This is a genomic window from Enterocloster alcoholdehydrogenati (assembly GCF_013282095.1).
Lineage (GTDB): Bacteria > Bacillota > Clostridia > Lachnospirales > Lachnospiraceae > Enterocloster > Enterocloster alcoholdehydrogenati.
The window spans coordinates 184,035-204,280 of record NZ_BLTJ01000003.1; the positions used below are offsets into that span (position 1 = coordinate 184,035).

At 46.9% G+C, this 20,246-nt stretch carries 19 protein-coding genes; 14 read left to right on the top strand and 5 right to left on the bottom strand.

All coding sequences use genetic code 11. The annotated features are described in order from the left end of the window. Nucleotides 1-4 precede the first annotated feature (4 nt). The 3 genes from HW447_RS04895 to HW447_RS04905 all read left to right on the top strand — a co-directional run bounded on the left by HW447_RS04895 (nucleotide 5) and on the right by HW447_RS04905 (nucleotide 2,536). Complete coding sequence (locus HW447_RS04895) at nucleotides 5-529, top strand: flavodoxin (RefSeq protein ID WP_176254207.1); 525 nt, start codon at nucleotides 5-7, stop codon at nucleotides 527-529. 80 nt (nucleotides 530-609) lie between these two features. After that, a complete protein-coding gene (locus HW447_RS04900; protein WP_176254208.1) occupies nucleotides 610-1,536 on the top strand; it encodes a LysR family transcriptional regulator in 927 nt (308 codons plus the stop codon). A 25-nt stretch (nucleotides 1,537-1,561) separates the two neighbouring features. After that, complete coding sequence (locus HW447_RS04905) at nucleotides 1,562-2,536, top strand: aldo/keto reductase (protein WP_176254209.1); 975 nt, start codon at nucleotides 1,562-1,564, stop codon at nucleotides 2,534-2,536. Between the two features lie 124 nt (nucleotides 2,537-2,660). On the opposite strand, the gene HW447_RS04910 is transcribed toward HW447_RS04905, so the two are convergent. Both HW447_RS04910 and HW447_RS17935 read right to left on the bottom strand, forming a co-directional pair. Beyond that, the gene (locus HW447_RS04910) at nucleotides 2,661-4,313 is read right to left on the bottom strand and encodes a recombinase family protein (protein ID WP_176254210.1); all 1,653 of its coding nucleotides are present in this window, start codon (nucleotides 4,311-4,313) and stop codon (nucleotides 2,661-2,663) included. A gap of 2 nt (nucleotides 4,314-4,315) precedes the next feature. After that, entirely contained in the window at nucleotides 4,316-4,840 is a 525-nt protein-coding gene (locus HW447_RS17935; RefSeq protein WP_243176212.1) for a hypothetical protein, read from the bottom strand. 87 nt (nucleotides 4,841-4,927) lie between these two features. On the opposite strand from HW447_RS17935, the gene HW447_RS04920 reads away from it, so the two are divergent. The 11 genes from HW447_RS04920 (at nucleotide 4,928) to rsmH (ending at nucleotide 16,052) form a co-directional block, all read left to right on the top strand. Continuing rightward, nucleotides 4,928-5,548, top strand: coding sequence for a TetR/AcrR family transcriptional regulator (locus HW447_RS04920; protein WP_176254211.1), 621 nt, complete (start codon nucleotides 4,928-4,930; stop codon nucleotides 5,546-5,548). Then, nucleotides 5,545-6,306, top strand: a complete 762-nt coding sequence (locus HW447_RS04925; protein WP_176254212.1) for an EFR1 family ferrodoxin — start codon at nucleotides 5,545-5,547, stop codon at nucleotides 6,304-6,306. Before HW447_RS04920 ends, HW447_RS04925 begins: the two co-directional genes overlap by 4 nt. 30 nt (nucleotides 6,307-6,336) lie before the next feature. After that, nucleotides 6,337-6,525: a cysteine-rich KTR domain-containing protein gene (locus HW447_RS04930; RefSeq protein ID WP_176254213.1), complete on the top strand. Its 189-nt coding sequence runs from the start codon at nucleotides 6,337-6,339 to the stop codon at nucleotides 6,523-6,525. Between the two features lie 345 nt (nucleotides 6,526-6,870). Beyond that, nucleotides 6,871-7,317 (top strand): RNA polymerase sigma factor, encoded by a 447-nt coding sequence (locus tag HW447_RS04935; RefSeq protein WP_176254214.1) that lies wholly within the window; start codon nucleotides 6,871-6,873, stop codon nucleotides 7,315-7,317. Next, a complete protein-coding gene (locus HW447_RS04940) occupies nucleotides 7,307-7,510 on the top strand; it encodes a helix-turn-helix domain-containing protein (RefSeq protein ID WP_006876091.1) in 204 nt (67 codons plus the stop codon). Before HW447_RS04935 ends, HW447_RS04940 begins: the two co-directional genes overlap by 11 nt. Before the next feature lie 844 nt (nucleotides 7,511-8,354). Further along, nucleotides 8,355-9,065, top strand: a complete 711-nt coding sequence (locus HW447_RS04945; RefSeq protein WP_176254215.1) for a LytR/AlgR family response regulator transcription factor — start codon at nucleotides 8,355-8,357, stop codon at nucleotides 9,063-9,065. Beyond that, entirely contained in the window at nucleotides 9,062-10,375 is a 1,314-nt protein-coding gene (locus HW447_RS04950) for an ATP-binding protein (protein WP_176254216.1), read from the top strand. Before HW447_RS04945 ends, HW447_RS04950 begins: the two co-directional genes overlap by 4 nt. Before the next feature lie 110 nt (nucleotides 10,376-10,485). Continuing rightward, a complete protein-coding gene (locus HW447_RS04955) occupies nucleotides 10,486-11,646 on the top strand; it encodes an iron-containing alcohol dehydrogenase (RefSeq protein ID WP_176254217.1) in 1,161 nt (386 codons plus the stop codon). A gap of 288 nt (nucleotides 11,647-11,934) precedes the next feature. Continuing rightward, entirely contained in the window at nucleotides 11,935-13,008 is a 1,074-nt protein-coding gene (locus HW447_RS04960) for a transglutaminase domain-containing protein (RefSeq protein ID WP_176254218.1), read from the top strand. Continuing rightward, nucleotides 12,995-14,863 (top strand): DNA helicase RecQ, encoded by a 1,869-nt coding sequence (gene recQ / locus HW447_RS04965; RefSeq protein ID WP_176254219.1) that lies wholly within the window; start codon nucleotides 12,995-12,997, stop codon nucleotides 14,861-14,863. The genes HW447_RS04960 and recQ overlap by 14 nt, the downstream gene beginning before the upstream one ends. A gap of 79 nt (nucleotides 14,864-14,942) precedes the next feature. After that, the gene (rsmH, locus tag HW447_RS04970; protein WP_176254220.1) at nucleotides 14,943-16,052 is read left to right on the top strand and encodes a 16S rRNA (cytosine(1402)-N(4))-methyltransferase RsmH; all 1,110 of its coding nucleotides are present in this window, start codon (nucleotides 14,943-14,945) and stop codon (nucleotides 16,050-16,052) included. A 39-nt stretch (nucleotides 16,053-16,091) separates the two neighbouring features. Here rsmH and HW447_RS04975 read toward each other — a convergent pair whose 3' ends face one another. From HW447_RS04975 to HW447_RS04985, 3 genes are all read right to left on the bottom strand, one after another. After that, nucleotides 16,092-16,532: a MarR family winged helix-turn-helix transcriptional regulator gene (locus HW447_RS04975; protein ID WP_330589033.1), complete on the bottom strand. Its 441-nt coding sequence runs from the start codon at nucleotides 16,530-16,532 to the stop codon at nucleotides 16,092-16,094. 87 nt (nucleotides 16,533-16,619) lie between these two features. Then, the gene (locus HW447_RS04980; protein ID WP_176254221.1) at nucleotides 16,620-18,512 is read right to left on the bottom strand and encodes an ABC transporter ATP-binding protein; all 1,893 of its coding nucleotides are present in this window, start codon (nucleotides 18,510-18,512) and stop codon (nucleotides 16,620-16,622) included. After that, on the bottom strand, nucleotides 18,512-20,236 hold the full coding sequence (locus HW447_RS04985) for an ABC transporter ATP-binding protein (RefSeq protein ID WP_176254222.1): 1,725 nt from the start codon (nucleotides 20,234-20,236) through the stop codon (nucleotides 18,512-18,514). The genes HW447_RS04980 and HW447_RS04985 overlap by 1 nt, the downstream gene beginning before the upstream one ends. Nucleotides 20,237-20,246 lie beyond the last annotated feature (10 nt).

The following is a 20,246-nucleotide window of genomic DNA, read 5'->3' on the forward strand; positions in this document are numbered from 1 at the left end:
GAAAATGGCAAATATCTTAACGGTATATTACTCCAGAAAGGGACAAAATTACTGGGGCGGAAGCATCAAAAATCTGGAAAAAGGAAATACGGAAATTTTAGCGGAGGCAATTCAGGCAGCTGTGGGTGGCGATATTTTTGAAGTGGACACAGTGAAGCCCTATGCAGAGGACTATCATACCTGCACAGAGGAAGCGGCTACTGAATTGAAGGCAAATGCCAGACCCAGGCTGAAAGCCTATATGGAGAGCCTGGATTCCTATGATACGATTTTTGTAGGATTTCCCAACTGGTGGGGAACCATGCCCATGCCTGTGTTTTCCTTCCTGGAGAGGTATGATCTCAACGGAAAGAGGATTATTCCATTCTGCACCAATGAAGGAAGCGGAATGGGAAGAAGCGAGAGGGATTTAAAGTCCATCTGTACGGGAGCAAGGGTCGAAAAGGGACTTGCAGTCCGTGGAACGGAATGCCCGTCTTTTGGAAGAAAAGCAGCCGATTGGGCGCGTAGGATGACAGACAAAAACTGACAGGCTGTGTGGTAACTGGGTTGCAGATGCAGCTTTCCGTGATAAAATGGTTGTAAAGAAAGAGGAAAGGCGGTGGCATTATGCTGCTCAGGCAGATGCAGTATTTCGTATCCGTCGTAAACACCAACAGTTTTACGGAAGCGGCAGAGCAGATGTACATTTCACAGTCAGCGATCTCTCAGCAGATGCGGGCGTTGGAAGATGAATTGGGAGTGGAACTGATCCATCGGGAAAAACGAAGGTTCTCCCTGACACCAGCAGGGGAGTATTTTTACAGGAACAGTCTCAGGGTTTTAGATGAGGTGGAACGGCTGAAACGGGAAACCATTCAAATTGGAACGTATGATGACACCCGGCTTCGTGTCGGTTATCTGCGCTGTTATGGCGGGAAGGAACTTCATCAGGTCATTGCTGCGTTTTCAGAAAAATACCCGGAGGTATCTCTGGAAATTGTTCATGGCAATCATGAAGATCTGTATGATCTGCTGCGTTTCGGCAGTGTGGATATGGTATTAAACGACCAGCGCAGGGCGTTTTCCGATGCCTATGTCAATTTTGAACTGGTAAAAAGCCAGTGTTTTATTGAAATATCGGGGAAAAGCGCCTTGAGTCGGCTGGAATATGTAACTCTTGAAGAGCTTCGCAATATTCCTTGTATTCTGGTGGCTTCTAAGGAACAGCAGGAAAATGAAAGCGAATATTATCACAATACACTGGGATTTGGCGGCAGTTTCCTGTTTGCCGAGAGTCTGGAGGAAGGCAGACTGATGGTTGCAGGAAACAGGGGCTTTATGCCTGTGGAGGGAATCCGCCAGGATCCGAATCTGGGAGTGACCTTTCAGCGCCTTCCTCTTTTTCAGAACGGAGAGCCGGTTGTTCGGAATTACTGTGCCTTCTGGAAAAAGGAGAGAGGCGGCTATTATGTGGAAGAGTTTGCAGATATGCTGCGTCAGGAATTTGCTGCAAAGCAAAAGCGTCTGCGGAGGCCAGGCGATTCCCGTTTTTAAATGGTTAAGACAGAAGGAGGTTTATATGAAATACACAGAATTAGGAAAAACAGGTATAAAGGTGTCAAGGATTTGTGTGGGTGGAATGTCTTTTGGAAAAGCGGCGGAGGATTTTCACCTATGGACACTGGATCAGGAGAAAACCACAGCAATGCTTGCCCATGCGCTGGATCTTGGCGTAAATTTTATTGATACAGCAAACTGTTATTCCCATGGAACCAGCGAACTGTATATCGGCCATGCTCTGAAGGAACTGCAGGTGGCAAGAGATCAGGTGGTTCTTGCATCCAAGGTATATTTCAATGAGGGAAAGCTGAAAAAGGAGGCTGTTTTACGGGAAATAGACAAAACCCTGCAGCGTTTGGGAACAGATTATCTGGATTTATATCAGATCCATCGGTTCGATTATGATACGCCGGTGGAGGAAACCATGGAGGCTCTGGATTCCCTGGTAAAATCAGGAAAAGTTCGCGCTCTTGGAGCCTCTGCCATGTATGGATACCAGTTTCACAATATGCAGATCGCGGCGGAAAAGAATGGGTGGACGCAGTTTTCTGCCATGCAGAACCATTACAATCTGATGTACCGTGAAGATGAAAGGGAAATGATACCTATCTGCAGGCAGTATGGGGTATCTCTGATCCCCTACAGTCCACTGGCAGGAGGTCATCTGACCCATCGCGGCTGGACAACCGAATCTAAGCGGAGTCAGACAGACCAAACCCTTAGAAAGAAGTATGACCAGGCCATGGAAAATGACCTTCTTATTATCGACAGGGTAGATGAAATCGCGAAGAAATATAATATTTCCATGTCTCAGGTTGCATTGGCCTGGCTTTGGGAAAAGGGTGTTGCAGCGCCGATTGTGGGTGCAACCTCAGTTCCCCATTTTGATGATGCAGTAAAGGCAGTAGATGTGTCTTTAAGCAGGGAAGATATAGTTTATCTGGAAGAAATATATGAGCGCCATAAAATAGTAGGAGCGCTGCCGGAGGAGTAATCTGTACAATAAGATCGGCAAAAGGCTTGAAAAGTCCTCAGGGTATAAGTATTATACTCATAGAAGGCTTTTCGGTTACAAGGAAGTATATTTTTCAATTAGGCGGTATAGCCCCGTTCAAGGGCTATGCCGTCTTTTCCTGTTTATCGGTTTCTTTCTGTTCCGTCTGCGGGTCAGTCGGCAAATGGATTTCTCCCACGAAGTTAAAGATAATATCCACTTTCTGAAAACGCTTGCCGTCTATCTTCTCCGGCGCATGGACAACGATTTTCTTTATAAACTCATTGACGATAGTGGGAGTTAATTCGGTTATTCCCACATACTTGCGGATGATGGCGGCGAAGCTGTCAAAATCGCTTTTATTCTGTTCGTAGGTATCGACTTCCTGTTGTTCTGCCTTTACCTTTTCCGTCAGCTCTTTTTGTTCTGCTTCATACTCTGCGGACAGCTTCAAAAATCGCTCATGGCTGATTGTGCCGTTGATGTCGTCCTCATAAATCCGCTTGAAAATCCGGTCAAGTTCTGCAATCCGTTTTCTTGCCTGCCTTACTTCACACTGCTTGCGTTTCATATCCTTTTCCGCTTCATCAAACCGCTGTTTCTGTATCAGTTCCATAAAGGTGGTAATGTCCTCATAGAACATGGCAGTTACGGCAAATATCCGATTGAGAACGATTTTCCGCAGGACTTCTTCTCTGATGAAGTGTGCCGTACAATCTCCCGTATTGCTTTTATATCTTGCACAGCGGTAGTTGTCTTGTGAACCGTCAAAGCTCTTGCAGGTGGCAAAGTGCAGTTTACTTCCACAATCCGCACAGAATACCAAGCCGGAAAACATTCCCTGCCGCTCTGCCTTTGTGGGGCGGCGTTTATTTGCCCTTAATTCCTGTACCCGTTCAAAGACAGTCTCCTCAACGATTGCTTCATGTGTATTGCGGAAAATAGCCTGCTGTTCCTTTGTGGTGGGAATACGCTTTTTCAGCTTGTGGGATTTGGAATAGCTTTTGAAGTTTACCGTATGTCCGCAGTAGTCCATACGCTCCAAAACTGCTACAATCGTACTTTCATTCCAACTGTACGGATTATCGGGAAGGGATTTTCCTTTCTGCTTTGCATAATGAGCGCGTGTTGTCAGCACTTTGTCAGCTTTCAAAATTTTCGCTATTTGCATAGGTCCTTTTCCTGCAACGCATAAATCAAAAATTCGCTTTACCACAGCGGCAGCTTCTTCATCTACAATCCATTTCTTTCTGTCGTTGGGGTCTACCTTATAGCCATAGGGCGGCTTAGTCAGATGTTCTCCTGCCATGCCCTGCGCTTTCTTGATTGCCCGTACTTTTTTACTGGTATCTTTGGCGTAAAAATCGTTAAACAGGTTTCGGAAAGGGGTAAAATCATTGTCGCCTTTTGCACTGTCTACACCGTCATTGATTGCGATATAGCGAACATCTCTTTCAACGAAAAAGATTTCCGTATAGTAACCGACTTTCAGATAATCACGCCCCAAGCGGGACATATCCTTGACAATGACTGTCGCCACATTTCCGGCTTCAATCTCTGCAATCATGCGGTTAAAATTCGGGCGGTCAAAGGTTACACCGGAAATGCCGTCATCAATAAAGAATACCGGATTTGTAAAGCCGTTATCCGAAGCGTATTTTGTTAAAACTGCTTTCTGATTAACAATGCTGTTGCTGTCCCCGTCTAATGCGTCCTCTTGACTTAAACGGGCATATAATGCGGTTATCTGTTCGGGCTTATATGTATTTGCTGTCATATTCATTCCTCCTGTAATGAACGCCCGACAGACAGGTTGCTATCTTCATTATAGCGGACTTCTTTTCCTTTGTCAGTAGGCGCTTTGAGATTTTCTGATTTTATGAGCCGCTTCATCTTTTCAAAAAGCGGTTCAGAGCCGCCGCAAGAGGTAGACACTTCATAGAATGTGCCGCCGATTTTATAAATCACTGTTTCATCTGCCGGATTTCCCTGTTTCTGCCTATCATCTGTTGTATCTTGTTCTTGTTTCCGTTCCATTCCTTTCCCGTCCTTTCTTTGATTTGTAATGTGATAAGTTTCGTAGCAAGCATAGAAAAAGAGTACTCTTTTCCGAAAATGCCCTGCATTTTGCTTGTTGGGAAGTATCCCAAACCCTCTGATTTTCCTCTCACTACCTACAACACCGAGCAGAGCGATTTTGCCGAAGTTTTGAGAGAAAATTTTCAAAAAGTTTTTCTTATCTCTTATTACGGAAAAGTTTCTGAAATGCCAAATAAATAACCGTTTAGGAAAAAATAATTTCAAGTATCACAACTTAAAATCCTCCTCAAACTTGACACTGTAAAGTTTAGGTTTTATAATATAGACAGTGTAAAGATTGGAGGACTTAGCATGGCACAGAAACGACAGACTTATCATCATAAAGACTTGCGAAACGCTTTAATCGAAGCAGGTATTCAGCTTGTAAGTACAGAGGGAGTAAATGCTTTTTCTTTGAGAAAGGTAGCTGCGGCGTGTGGGGTTAGCCATGCTGCCCCTTACAGCCATTTTCAAAATAAAGAAGAACTGCTTGAAGCAATGCAATTATTTATCACAGATAGATTTTCTAAACAATTAGAAAGTACCGTTCAAAAGAATAATAATGTCGCAGAAATATTGAAAGATATGGGGATAGCCTATGTATCTTTCTTTGTAGAGAACCCTGCTTATTTTCAATTTTTATATTCTCAATCCAATATAAAAATTGACTTATCGTTATCAATACCAGACGACCAAAACTATAAACCTTATATTATCTATAAAAATATTGTAAGTAAATTATTAGGGCAGACGCACTATTCGGAAGAAAAGCAAAATGATATTATCATAACCATTTGGGCTTTTATACATGGCGTTACTTCATTAGCCACCATGAATAATGTAAATTATGATAATGATTGGAGAGAGAAGGTCATTGATTTTATGGACGTTTTTCAACTTTCCTTTTTAGATAATACGGGAGAAAAAATATGATAGGGATTTATTTTAGCGGAACAGGAAATACAAAATATTGTTTAGAAAACTTTGTTGCTCTATATGATAGGAACATTGAAATAACCCCTTTAGAAGATACAGGTACAATGGAAAAAGTTACATATCATAAAGACATTATTTTTGCTTATCCAATCTATTACAGTAATTTGCCTAAAATTGTACGGGATTTTATCTGCGAAAATTCTGATATATGGAAAGGAAAACGTGTTTTCATTATTGCAACAATGGGACTGTTTAGCGGCGATGGTGCGGGCGTATCTGCAAGATTGTTCGAGAGATACGGCGCACAGGTATGGGGTGGACTTCATCTGAAAATGCCGGATTGTATTTGTGATGTAAAAGCCTTAAAGCGTACTCCGGCTCAAAATAAGCAAATTGTTATACAAGCAGAAGAACGCATAAAATCAGCGGTGTGCAATTTGAAAAATGGTACTCCAACTAAAGACGGTTTGGGATTTTTATGCCATATTGCAGGGCTTTTGGGACAGCGGCTTTGGTTTTACCATAAAACACAAGAATATTCAAACAAAATACAGATAGATACCGACGCTTGTATAAAGTGCGGGAAATGTGCATTGGTGTGTCCTATGAATAATTTGTCATTATCCAAATGTAAGATTGTAGCAAACGGACGGTGTACCTTATGTTATCGGTGCGTAAATCAATGTAGCGAGAAAGCAATTACTATTTTGGGGAAACAAGTGATTTTCCAATACTCTGTTTATGATTTCCATTGAAAGTAGTCTGATTAGAAATGAGGTGGTGCATTGCAAAAAGAAAAATGGATTTTATGTCCTATATGCAATAATAAAACTCGATTAAGAATACGGGAAGATACAGAAATAAAGAATTTCCCACTATACTGTCCGAAGTGTAAGCAGGAAAATCTTATCAATGTAAAAAATCTGAATATTTCAGTTATCACAGAGCCAGACGCATTGACGCAGAGCCGATAATCACAAGAAATAAATCTTATGATTATTGGCTCTTTCTGTTTTGTGATAGGAAAACAAACCGCCATTTCCTGTATATAAAATGGAATAGCGGTAAATACACAATTATTTTTATGGACATGGCGGTGTCGGGAGATATTGCCATGTTTCTTTTTCATATTTTTAATTCTATTCCATTGTTAAAAAAAGCCTATTCCATGCAACGGGATTTTGCGGTTATGAAGATGAATACACAAATCATCATAATTACTTAAATAACTCATATTACCAAACGCCTATGCGGTTTTATGCCTGCATGGGCGTTTGTTGTAATAGCCCCCTACTGGGAAGAAAGGGGGTGATGAGAAAATGAGGTATTCCGAACAATTTATGGAGCATATCGAATATGCCTTTGCCGCGTTCTGTAAAATCGTTCTCCGCAATGCGGCAATCAGCGCGTACCGCGATTTGGGACGGAAACAGAAGCATGAAGTATCACTTGACTATCTGATGTCGGAAACGTCTTTTGAACCGTTTGCAACCGACAACTATTTTGAGCAGTATGTTTATGAAAAGCCGACTGTTTTTGTTGTGCAAGGGAAAGAAGTTGTCGTTACAAGTAGACGGTTAGCCGACGCATTAGCTAATCTGTCAGAACAAAGGCGTACAGCTCTGCTGATGAATTTCTTCCTCGGTTACAGCGAAAGAAAAATCGGGAATGAGTACGGAAGAAGCAGAAGTACAGTCAACTACTGGAAACTGGCGGCATTGAAGCAGTTAAGAAAAGAACTGGAGGAAACAAAACATGAGGAATAAGAAACTGATACCTTTTGAAACCATTGAAAAAGCTGTTGCAGGCGAGCCGGAAGCCATAGACGCAGTACTGCGGCATTACACAGCGAGGATTAAATATCTGTCTACCTATCGCGGGCATATTAACGACGATATTCAAGACCGTTTGAAAGCACAGCTTATCAAAGCTATCCTGCAATTCCGTTTTGACAGGTAGTAGCAAAGCCAGAAAAAGCCGTCAAGGATAAATTGCACGTTTGCGCGTCCTTGACGGCTTTCCTTGTTTTTGCTGTCGGGTAACCAAGAGAGCGCAATCGGATAAACCGCTTACGCTCTCTATCCAGTATGGAATGTTACACGATAGAGTGTGCTTCTTGCTTGATTTAAGCGGTATTACAGAGAAGATAAGGGCAGGGGTAAGGGTTTTATACTACAACCCTTAAAAATGAGGTTCTACTGCGTAACATAATAAACGATATTTTTATATTGCCTTTTCCGTTCCGTTCTTTTCCATTCCGGCGGCTCTGCCGCTTTGCTTTGCCCCCAAGGAGAGGGATTAGGGAAAGGATAGGAAGGGAATGGGTATTTGATTAAATTCGTATTTGGTATTTCTTTAGTTATTTATATCTTTATTTAATTGCGTTGGATTTTCCAACGTAGGCTTTTCCAACACAGGAAAATCCAAGATAGGCGGTCTATGCTCCCTCGGACAATTACTACAAGTTTGTTACGCAGTAGAGGGGGAAAAACGCTTGATTTATGCGGCTTTCGGAATGTGTAAAACGCTTAGATGATATTTTATACTTCTACCCTCAAAAATGACGTTCTATTGCGTAACAAAGTGAAGATAGAAAAACAGAGAGCCGACCACTATTGAAAGTGATTAACTCTCTGTTTGCACCCTGTCTGTCAGCGTTAGTTATAAGTTGTTGTTAATACTTCCTTATCAGCGTAAAACTAAGGCTTTTCAGGCCTTTTTATATCTGTACAGTTTACTGTCAGCAGTTAAGGGACCCCGAGGAATTCTGCTGACAAAGCATCAGGGAAAGGGGGATGGCGGCATGATTCGTATCGGACTGGTGGATGATGACCGGGATCATATACAGCATATGAAATCATTTCTGCTGCGGTATGAAAAAGAAGAGAAAATACAGTTTGAAATAAAGGAGTATACGGACGGTCTGAATTTTGCAGAGGACTACGACGGTTCGCTGGATGTGGTCTTTCTGGATATTGAGATGCCTCATATGGACGGCATGACGGCAGCAAGACGGATCAGGGAATCGGATCAGCGGCTGGGCATCGTATTTGTTACGAACATGGCCCAGTATGCCATCTGCGGGTATGAGGTAAATGCCATCGATTTTCTGGTAAAGCCGGTCAGCTATTATGTGTTTGCGGATAAGCTTAGGAAGGCCATCCGCTTTGTCAATCGGAATACAGAAAAAGAAATTGTGCTGCATACGGAAGTTTCCGTTATACGTCTGCTTAGTTCCCAGATTCTGTATGTGGAAAAGGATAAAAATTATCTGGTTTATCATACGCAGGAGGGAGAGTTTCGCGCCAGAGGAACCTTGCTGGTTCTGGAGCAGGAGCTTCAGAAGGAAGGATTTTCTAAATGTATCAGCGGCTGTCTGGTTAATTTAAAATATGTGACGAAGTTTGTGAAAGATACCGTATGGATTGCGGACACGCCGCTGCCTGTAAGCAGACAGCGGAAAAAAGAATTTAAAGACGACTTTTTAAAATACCTGGGAGGGATGTGTCAATGACAGAAACGCAGATGGTTTCATGCATCCGGTTTTCTATGCAGCTTTTAATTTCGCAGAGTATTTTTACCATAGGATGGAAAAAACGAAAGAATTTTCCAGTTTGGCTGGCAGCCGGATTTGCAGGATATTGGCTGGCAGCGCTGCTGACGTTTTGGGGACTGAAGCAGATTCCAGCAGAGAATCCACTGGTTCTTATTTTTTATTATTTCTGCCTGTTCTCATACAGTATTTTTCTGATGAAATGCTGTTTTGCAGTAGGGTTTGAAGAATTGCTGTTTGCCGGAGTCTGCGGATATGCCACCCAGCATATTGCCTTTGCGGCGGCGACGGTATTCTGGACGTTAACCGGGATTACACTGACTGGGGTTTCCGATTTTTTGCTGGTTCGGTTTCTGCCTTATGCAGCGGTAACAGCTCTGGTTTATTTTTCCATCGCAAAGAAAAATGCAGGGAGAGGAGAGCTTCGCAGACGGGATATACGCATGGTCTGGCTGGCGTTTTCTATTTTATCAATCGCGATCATTATCAGCTCCCTGGTGGACTATAAAGGGATCCGCGGAAACAGTCTTTTGCTGCAAAACGTATTCTGCAAGATTTACGCCATCCTGTGCAGCTTTTTTGCAATTTTTATTGCATTTTACCTGTCCAGAGAGAATCTAATGCTGCGGGAAAAAGAAACCATGGAAAGTATGCTCCGGGCGATGAGCGAAAAACAGAGGTTATCTCAGGAAACGGTAAATATTATCAATATTAAATGCCATGACTTAAAGTACCGGATTTCTAAAATTTCCCGAATCGAGGATGTAAAAGACCAGGAAGAGTACATTGAGAGCGTCAAAAATGCGCTGTCAATTTATGATAATATTTTTCACACGGGAAATGACGCCCTGGATCTGGTGCTGACAGAGAAGAGTCTGCTGTGCAGCGGGTATGATATAAAAATGAGCGCGATGGCAGACGGCGGGATCCTGAATTTTATTGCTGCCGCAGACGTTTACGCGCTGTTTGGAAATCTTCTTGATAATGCAATAGAGAGTGTGCAGAAGGAAGAGGATAAGGAAAAGCGCATCATCAGCGTGCTGGTCAGCAGACGTAACGGGGGCGTTTATATCCATGTGGAAAATTACTGCGCAGAGCCGGTAGAATTTGAGGACGGTCTGCCGCTGACGACCAAGGAAGAGAAAGCCTGCCATGGCTTTGGGGTCCGAAGTATCCGGTATATTGCAAAGAAGTACCAGGGGAGCCTGCTGATGCGCCTGGAAGAGGAACGCTTTCTGACCGATATTTTATTTTATCCGGAGACACAATAGCGCTGATACGACCAGTTATACCTTTAAAGCAGCCAGAAAAACCATCAAACGTTTTCCGGCTGTTTTTGTGTTATCCTGAGACTGACGAAAACGCAAGAGGAGGAAACATGATGAATCCATTTATATATGAATACCCGGTTAAAACATTTTTTGGAGTGGGAAGCGTAGGAAAGCATCTGGGCACTCTTTTGAGGGGGTATGGGGAGAACATACTGCTGGCTTACGGAGGCGGTTCCATAAAAAAGAATGGAATCTATGAGGAACTGACTGCAATTTTAAGGGAATCAGGAAAAAGAGTAACAGAATTTTCCGATATTATGCCAAATCCTGCTTACAGGAAAGTTCAGGAAGGAGCAGAGCTGGTCCGCAGACATCAGATTGATTTTATTCTGGCGGCAGGCGGAGGTTCTGTCATTGACTGCTGTAAGATTGTGGCGGCCCAGGCGAAGCTGGAGCAGGATATCTGGGAAATGGAATTTACGAAACATCAGTATCCGGACATCTGGGTTCCCATGGGGGCGGTGGTAACTGCTTCCGGGACGGGGGCCGAGATGAACAACGGTGCGGTCATTACCAATGAAGAAAAGAAAATAAAAGCAGGGGTGCTTGGTGCTTGTGCGGACTTTGCTGTGCTTGATCCGGCGTACACGCTTTCTCTGCCTATGGAACAGGTGATTTCCGGTGCATTTGACACCCTGAGCCATTGTATGGAAACGTATTTTGGAAAGCCGGAGGAGATTTGTCTGTCAGATGAAATTGGGGAGTCTGTAATGAGAAATACAATCCGAAATATCAGGATTTTAAGGAACGATCCTCAGAGCATGACGGCCAGAAGCGAATTGATGTGGGCTTCTGCCATGGGGGAAAATGGGATCTTAAAAATCGGCAAGATAACAGACTTTCAGGCCCATCAGCTGGAACATCAGCTGGGCGCATATACAGACTGTAACCATGGAAAGGGGCTTGCTGTGATCCATCCCGTATTGTACCGCCATATTTACAGGAACCATGCGGCTCGTTTTGCCAGATTTGCGAAAGAGGTATGGAATATTCCTGAAGAAGGAAAGACGGAGGAAACACTGGCACTGGAGGGTATCCAGGCGCTGGCTGATTTCATCCGGGAAATTGGGCTTCCCACCAGCTTTACAGAAATGGGAATCACTGAGGAATCGGTTTTAAGGGCGGTGGCCGACAGCAGCAATATTTCGGCTGGCTGCTGCAAGAAACTTAGCAGGGAGGAAATGTTTGAGATTTTGAAAGAATGTCTGTAAAAAATGGAATGTCAGGCTATGGGATATACGGTTAACAGAAATGGAACTGGGGCATTGATGAAAGTCGATGCCTCATTTATTGTTAAATATAAGATACAGGTTCCTTCAGGAGACAAAATGCAGCTTACCTCCATAATCTGCACAGAATATCCAACCGAAAAATTTCCTGTCGCTCTTAATAACCGGAACTCTCTACCAAATAAGGACACTTTATGATATGATGAACGGGAGGCGGAGAAAACACAGGTGTTTTTCTGCGCCAAGGAAATTCAAAGAAGGAAGAGATAGATGGAACCCTACTACTACTCAAAACTGACAAAACAGCAGCAGACGGTCTGCCATGCCATGCTCCAGGGCATTACTGAGCTTGCGGACTCCTTTCTGGTGCCAAAGACAGAGGGAAAGGAACTGGCAGATCTGTTTTTTCGCCTGCGTCTGGATCATCCGGAGATTTTCTGGGCCAGCGGCTTTCATTATAAATATTATCAGGATTCCCCGAATCTGATCTTTGAGCCGGAATATATGTTTGAAAAAAGCAAGATAAAGGAGCAGCAGAAGGCTATGGCCGCACGGCTGGAAAAACTGGCGCGGCCGGCGATGAAGCTTTCTGAGTGGGAGAAAGAGAAGTATATCCACGATTTTATCTGTGAAAACGTGCGTTATGATAAGCTGAAAAAATCCTATTCCCATGAGATCATCGGCCCTCTGGGACAGGGCGTGGGCGTCTGTGAGGGGATCGCTAAGGCAGTGAAGGCGCTGTGTGACAGACTGGGAATCTGGTGTATTATTGCGATCTGCGGAAATAATCCCCAAAAGGGCATAAAATACCGCCATACGTGGAATATCGTAAAAATCGGCGGAACCTATTACCATCTGGACGCTACCTTTGACAATACCCTTGGAAAGCATGGGCTTTTAGAAGGCGGGATACGCTACGATTATTTTAATCTGGATGACAGAGCGGTATTCAGGGATCATGAACCGCTGATCGCACCGGCGCCCTCCTGTACAGATGGGGAGCATTTTTACTATAAGGAAAAGAAACTGTCATTTACAAAGATGGAGGAAGTGTACAAACGGGCCTCCCAGGCCGCAAAGAAGGGAAAACCGCTGACCTTTCACTGGAGAGGCGGGTATCTTACCAGAGAAGTGCTTGAGGAACTGGTTGAAACAATGAAGCAGGCCGGTGCACAACGGGAAAAGACGGCGCGGATTGCGCTTAACTGGCCTCAGGCTGTGATCCGCCTGACTTATGTGGATGGAAACACAAAGAGCAGCGTTACGGTGGATGAGGCAAATGAAGGAGAGTTGGAGCAGGAAAACGAAGGTAAAGAAGGTACATACTGGAATGACGCAATATGAAATTTTAAAACACTATTTCGGCTATGACAGCTTCCGCGAGGGCCAGGAGCGTCTGATCGGAGCCATCCTGGAGGGCCGGGACGTACTGGGGATCATGCCTACAGGGGCTGGAAAATCCCTGTGCTATCAGATTCCGGCGCTTATGATGGAAGGGATTACGCTGGTGATCTCCCCCCTTATTTCCCTGATGAAGGATCAGGTGAGCAACTTAAATCAGGCGGGAATTCTGGCCGCTTACCTGAACAGTTCCCTTACTCCGGGACAGTATAAAAAGGCGCTGGAATTTGCGAGGGCGGGCCAGTATCCGATCATCTATGTTGCTCCGGAGCGGCTGATGACAGAGGAATTTCTGCGTTTTGCCCTGGATCCGGAGGTGAAAATATCCATGGTGGCTGTGGATGAGGCCCATTGCGTGTCTCAGTGGGGACAGGACTTCAGGCCCAGCTATTTAAAAATCGTGGATTTTATCCATCGGCTGCCGGTGCGGCCGGTGGTCAGCGCCTTTACGGCCACGGCTACCGCAGAGGTTCGGGATGACATCATTGATATTCTTATGCTGCGTCAGCCGGAGGTGCTGACAACGGGCTTTGACCGCTCCAATCTATACTTTGGGGTCATTTCGCCCAGGGATAAGTATGGAACTCTGGTCAATTATCTGGAACGTCATAAAGGGGAAAGCGGGATTGTGTACTGCATTACCCGAAAGGTGGTGGAGGAGGTCTGCGCAAACCTGATCAGGGAGGGATTTTCCGTGACCCGGTACCATGCAGGTTTAAGCGATGAGGAGCGAAAGCACAATCAGGATGATTTTATTTACGATAATGCCCCCATTATGGTGGCGACAAATGCGTTTGGAATGGGGATCGACAAGTCAAACGTGCGGTTCGTGATTCATTATAATATGCCGAAAAATATGGAATCTTACTATCAGGAAGCCGGACGGGCCGGGCGGGACGGGGAGGCGGCAGAGTGTATCCTTCTCTACGGCGGACAGGATGTGGTTACCAATCAGTTTTTTATCGACCACAATCAGGAAAATGACGCTCTGGACCCCATAACCCGCCAGATCGTTATGGAGCGCGACCGGGACCGTCTTCGTAAAATGACATTTTACTGTTTTACAAATGAATGTTTAAGAGACTACATTCTGCGGTATTTTGGTGAATACGGCAGCAATTACTGCGGAAACTGTTCCAACTGTCTCAGCCAGTTTGAGACGGTGGACGTGACGGAAATTGCCTGTGCGCTGATTCGCTGTGTCCAGTCCAGCCGTCAGCGCTATGGCTGCAATGTGATCATTGATACGGTTCACGGGGCTAATACGGCTAAGATCCGCAACTACCATATGGATGAAAATCCCTGCTATGGCCAGCTGGCCAGGGTTCCGGCCTATAAGCTGCGCCAGGTGATGAATCACCTTCAGCTGTATGGGTTTCTCACGGTGACAAATGATGAATATGCGGTGGTACATCTGACGGAACGTTCAGGAAAGCTTCTGGATGGGGAAGAAACTGTGTACATGAAGATGGCCAGGGAACAGGAGTATACAAAGGCTGGTGCAGGAAACGCAAGGAAGAAGGGCGTCAGGGGAATGGCTGCCGCAGCGGGCATGACGGAGGGGGACCAGCCCCTGTTTGACAGACTCCGTGAGCTGCGAACTCAGATCGCAAAGGAAGAAAAGGTTCCGCCCTACATTGTATTTTCGGATAAGACTCTTACCCATATGTGCGTGATCAAGCCTCAGGATCGGGACGGTATGCTGTCTGTGTCCGGCGTAGGCGAGTTTAAGTATGAAAAGTATGGGGAGCGTTTTCTTGAATGTGTGAGGCAGTGGCAGGAGAGAAACGGTGCATAATGTGGGAAGGGGTTATTTATTGGGCGCAGGCCATGAGCATAAATGTAATTTGTTAAGAAAGAGGAGGAAATCTTAAAATATGGATCAAAATAAAATAAGACAGCCGGTAAATGATCCGGCTGTGCAGAAATCGGCTGATTCAGAGGGATCGGCCATTCCGCACAAACGCCGTGTTCGCTACAAAGGCACCCATCCCAGAAGCTACAAAGAGAAGTATAAGGAACTTCAGCCGGAAAAATATCAGGATACGGTCGCAAAGGTGATCAGCAAAGGCAGTACCCCCGCAGGGATGCATATTTCCATTATGGTAAATGAGATCCTGGAGGTGCTGAAGATCCAGCCGGGGCAGATGGGCCTGGACGCTACCTTGGGCTACGGCGGTCATACCAGCCATATGCTGGAGCGCCTTAAGGGCCAGGGCCATATGTGGGCCCTGGACGTAGATACCATTGAGATGGAAAAGACGCAAAAACGTCTGGCGGACAAAGGCTTTGGCCCGGACATCCTGACGATCAGGCACTTGAATTTTGCAAATATTGATCAGGTAGCAGAGGAGGCGGGAGGCTTTGACTTTGTGCTGGCCGATCTGGGGGTTTCTTCCATGCAGATTGACAACCCGGACCGGGGCTTCTCCTATAAGACGGACGGCCCTCTGGATCTGCGCCTGGATCCCTCCCGCGGTATGACGGCGGCTGAGCGGTTAAAGGAACTGGATGAGGAAGAATTGATTGGAATGCTGGTGGAAAATTCGGATGAGCCCTATGCACAGGAGATCGCCCGCAGAGTGATGAGGGAGCTGCGCCTGGGAAATGAGATTGCAACAACGACCCGTCTGCGGGAGCTGATCGAGGAGGCGCTTGTATTTCTGCCCCAGGCAGAGCGCAAGGAGGCGGTGAAAAAATCCTGTCAGCGCAGCTTTCAGGCGCTGCGCATTGATATAAACAGCGAATTTGAGGTTCTCTATTCCTTCCTGGACAAGCTTCCGGGAGCCTTAAAGCCTGGGGGAAGAGCAGCTGTCCTGACCTTCCACTCCGGGGAGGACCGTCTGGTGAAGAAGGCCTTTAAAGAGGGAAAAAAAGCAGGGGTCTACAGTGAGATATCTGGTGACGTGATCCGTCCCACCCCGGAGGAATGTGTTAAAAATGGCCGCGCCCGTTCCACAAAGCTGCGCTGGGCGATCCGGGCGTAGTGCAGGCTGCAAAAGAAAAGCAAAAGGAGTGTCAGGGCCTTAAAGCCCCGGACACTCCTTTAAATTCTTAAGGATCCGTTCCAGATCCAACTTAAGCCGCTGCAGCTCTTCCGGCGCAATCCCCTCACAGATCACATCATTTAACCGGTCAAAGCCCTGGCGCACCAGCCCGGCTTCTTTTCTCCCGGCCTGAGTAAGGAAGATGAGAAAGGATCTGCGGCAGTCGGGATCCCGTTCCCGAACCAGATATCCAGCCTCCTCCAGCCGGTCTAAGCTCCGTGACATCGTAGTAACATCCATGCGGCAGATATCTGCCAGTTCCTTCTGGGTGATGCCGTCCTTCGTCAGCAGCCGATCCAGGATCCTGGCGTGGCCCTGTCCGAACGCCAGTCCCAGGCTTTGAAGATAGGGCTGCATCAGTCCTCTCCTGGCTTTCTCAATCTGTACCATAAGATCTCTTACATCTGTATTTCCCATCATAAAACTCCATATCCTTTCCAAAACATCCAATCTGTGAATATGCAGGGTTCAGCAGATTATACTCCAGCCTCCCCAACCACCTGCCGGTCAGTCCAGTTCAAACTGCCCGGTATACAGTTTATAATAACGTCCCTCCTGATCCAACAGTTCCTCATGGCTTCCCCGCTCTATGATCTCACCCCGTTCCAGCACCATGATAGCCTTAGAGCGGCGTACCGTGGACAATCGATGGGCGATGACAAACACTGTCCGTCCGTCCATTAAAGCGTCCATGCCCTGCTCGATGAGCTTTTCCGTGCGCGTATCGATGGAACTGGTTGCCTCATCCAGAATCAATACAGGAGGCCGTGAGATCGCAGCCCTGGCAATGGACAAAAGCTGTCTCTGCCCCTGGGAAAGGTTAGCGCCGTCGCTGTGGAGCACAGTATCGTAGCCCTGGGGCAGACGCCGGATAAAGGAGTGTGCATTGGCTACCTGAGCCGCTTTCCGGACATCCTCATCGCTGGCGCCCAGCCGCCCGTAACGGATATTGTCGGCAATGGTTCCTGTAAATAAATGGGTATCCTGAATCACCACCGACAGGGACCGCCGCAGATCGTCTTTTCGGATTTCGCGCACATCAATGCCGTCATAGGTAATAGAACCTTCGCTGATCTCATAGAAACGGTTAATCAGGTTGATAATCGTAGTCTTTCCCGCTCCTGTAGATCCCACAAAAGCGATTTTCTGTCCCGGCTTTGCATAGAGGCTTATCCCGTTTAAAATGGTCTTTCCCGGCACATAGCCGAACACGACGTTGTGGAAACGGACATCGCCCTGTAAAGGCACCAGTGCAAAGCCAAGGGAGGCGTCAGCGTTCAGCCCGATCCGTCTGGCAGTGTCAGAAGGCACCTTCCATGCAAATTTCTTGGTAAATTCCGCACATTCCTGTAACTGGCCGTCTTCACCCCGGGTCACATTGCAGAGGGTCACATTTCCCTCGTCTGTCTCAGGGGCTTCATCCATCATATCAAAGATTCGTTCCGCACCGGAAAGGGCAGACAGCAGGAAATTGATCTGTTGGGTAAACTGGTTCATAGGCATGGCGCTCTGACGCACATAGACCAGATAGGAGGCCAGCGTTCCCAGATCTGTCAGCCCGGCCAGGGCAAAGAGGCCGCCCACGCAGGCTGAGACAGCATAATTAAAATAAGAAAGAGACACGACCGTAGGCACTGTCATGCCGGAATAGGCCAAAGCCTTGGTGGCCGCATTTTTGTAGGCCTCATTTCTTCGGCAGAACTCCTCAAAATCCTGCGGCTCGTGGTTAAAGACCTTCTCTACCTTCTGACCTGCAACCATTTCCTCTACAAAGCCGTTGATGCTGCCAAGACACTGCTGCTGCTGGATAAAATACTTCCGGTTGCGGCGGCTGTTGCAGCGGATGAACAGAGTCATGCAGGCCAGGAAAAAGATGACAATGAGAGAGAGCCGCCAGCTTAAGATCAGCAGCATGGCAATGGTGCCGGTGATGGTGATAAAGCTCTGGATCATCATGGCAAAGCTGCTGTTTAAGGCCTCGGTCAGAGTATCCACATCATTTGTAAAACGGCTCATAAGCTCGCCGTGGGTATGGGCGTCAAAGTAGGCCAGAGGCAGTTTCTGAGTGTGTGCAAACAGGTCAGAACGGATCTCGCTGACCACCTGCTGGGACATATGGACCATCATCTGGTTGTAAGCCAGACAGGAGACCGCTCCGGTAAGGTACATCAGGCCCATAAGCGCGATCATGCGGATCAGCCCCGGTATATCGCCGGGCAGGATATAATCATTGATCACAGGCTTTAAAAGGTAGGTTCCCACAATGTTTGCCATGGCGCTGACCGCTACCAAAAGAGCGATGGCTAACATATACCACCTGTGGCGTCCAAGATATCCGAACAGCTGACCCAGAGCCCGACGGGTATTCTTTGGCCGGCTGAAATTTGCTGTTTTTGCCATTACAGATTCGCTCCTTCCTGCTGAGAATAATAGATTTCCTGATAGATGGAATTATCTTTCAGAAGTTCTTCATGGGTGCCGCAGCCAACCAGCCGCCCGTCCTCCAGAATAAAGATCTGATCTGCATGGAGAACCGAGGAAATACGCTGGGCGATGATGATTTTGGTGGTTTTTGGAAGGCTGCCGGCCAGCCCCTCGCGGATTCTGGCTTCGGTAGCCGTATCCACCGCGCTGGTGGAGTCGTCCAGGATCAGTACCTTCGGCGCTTTTAAAATGGCTCTGGCAATGCAGAGGCGCTGTTTCTGGCCCCCGGATACATTGACACCACCCTGGCCCAGTTCCGTATCATAGCCATTTGCCAGACGGCCGATAAATTCATCAGCGCAGGCGATCCGGCAGGCTTCGTCGATCTGTGCATCGGTAGCGTCCTCCTTGCCCCAGCGCAGGTTATCCCTTACCGTGCCGGAAAACAGCGTGTTTTTCTGGAGCACCACGGCAATGGAATCCCGCAGCTCCCGCAGGGGATATTCCCATACGGGGTGGCCGTCTACATAGACCGTTCCCTGGGTGACGTCGTAAAGCCGGGGGATCAGCTGTACCAGAGTGCTTTTTGCGGCTCCTGTCTGTCCGATGATTCCCACCGTCTGTCCTGCCTTTATGTGCAGGGAAATATCGGAAAGCACATCCTCAGAACTTTGTCTGTTATACTTAAAGGACACATGGTCGAAGCGAATATCACCTTCTTCCACACGGATATCCCTGGCACGGTCCTCTTTGATATCGATTTCCTCGTGCATGACTTCCATGATCCTGCGCCAGGATGCCATGGCTCTTGTAACCATTAAAAATACATTGGAAAACATCATCAGGGAGTTTAACACCTGAAGCACATAGCTTAAGAATCCCGTAAGTTCCCCGACGCCGATGCCGCCGATGGTAAGGATATTTCCGCCGAACCACAGGATCGCCAGGATGGTGCCGTACATCACAAACTGCATGGCGGGCATATTTAAGGCAGCCAGCCGGAATGCCTGCTCGGAGGCGGTGCGCAGCTGTGTATTTACACGGTCGAATTTTTCCGTTTCATAATCGCCCCGCACATAGGATTTTACTACCCGGATGGCAGTGAGGTTTTCCTGGATGATCCGGTTTACCTGATCGATGGCTCCCTGCATCCGGCTGTAAAGGGGACGCACATGACTGATGATAAAGAACAGCATCACAGCCAGAATGGGCGCGGCCACTAAAAACACAAGGGCCAGCTGGGGATTGATGAGAAAAGAGGCCGTCATGGCTGTGATCATCATAATAGGAGAGCGAAGCCCTGGACGCATACCCGTAGCCACCGCGTTCTGGATGGTCGTCACATCACCGGTGAGACGGGTCACCAGGGAAGAAGCGCTGAAATGGTCGGTGTTGGCAAAGGAAAATTCCTGCAGCCGTGCAAATTCCGCCTGACGCAGCTGGGCGCCCAGTCCCTGGCCGAAGCGGGCCGTAAAAATGGCCGAGCCCTGGCCAAGCACAAGGGCGATCAGGGCGAAGAAGATCATCTGCGCCCCCTTGGCCAGAATGTAATGCCGGTCCCCGTTTGCAACTCCCACATCTACAATAGAAGCCATTACAAGGGGAATGACCAGCTCAAAGACGGTCTCTGCGACGATGCAGAAGGCGGCAATGATTCCGTCCCGCCGGTAGGGACGAAGGTAAGAGAGAAATTCTTTCATATAAAATAAG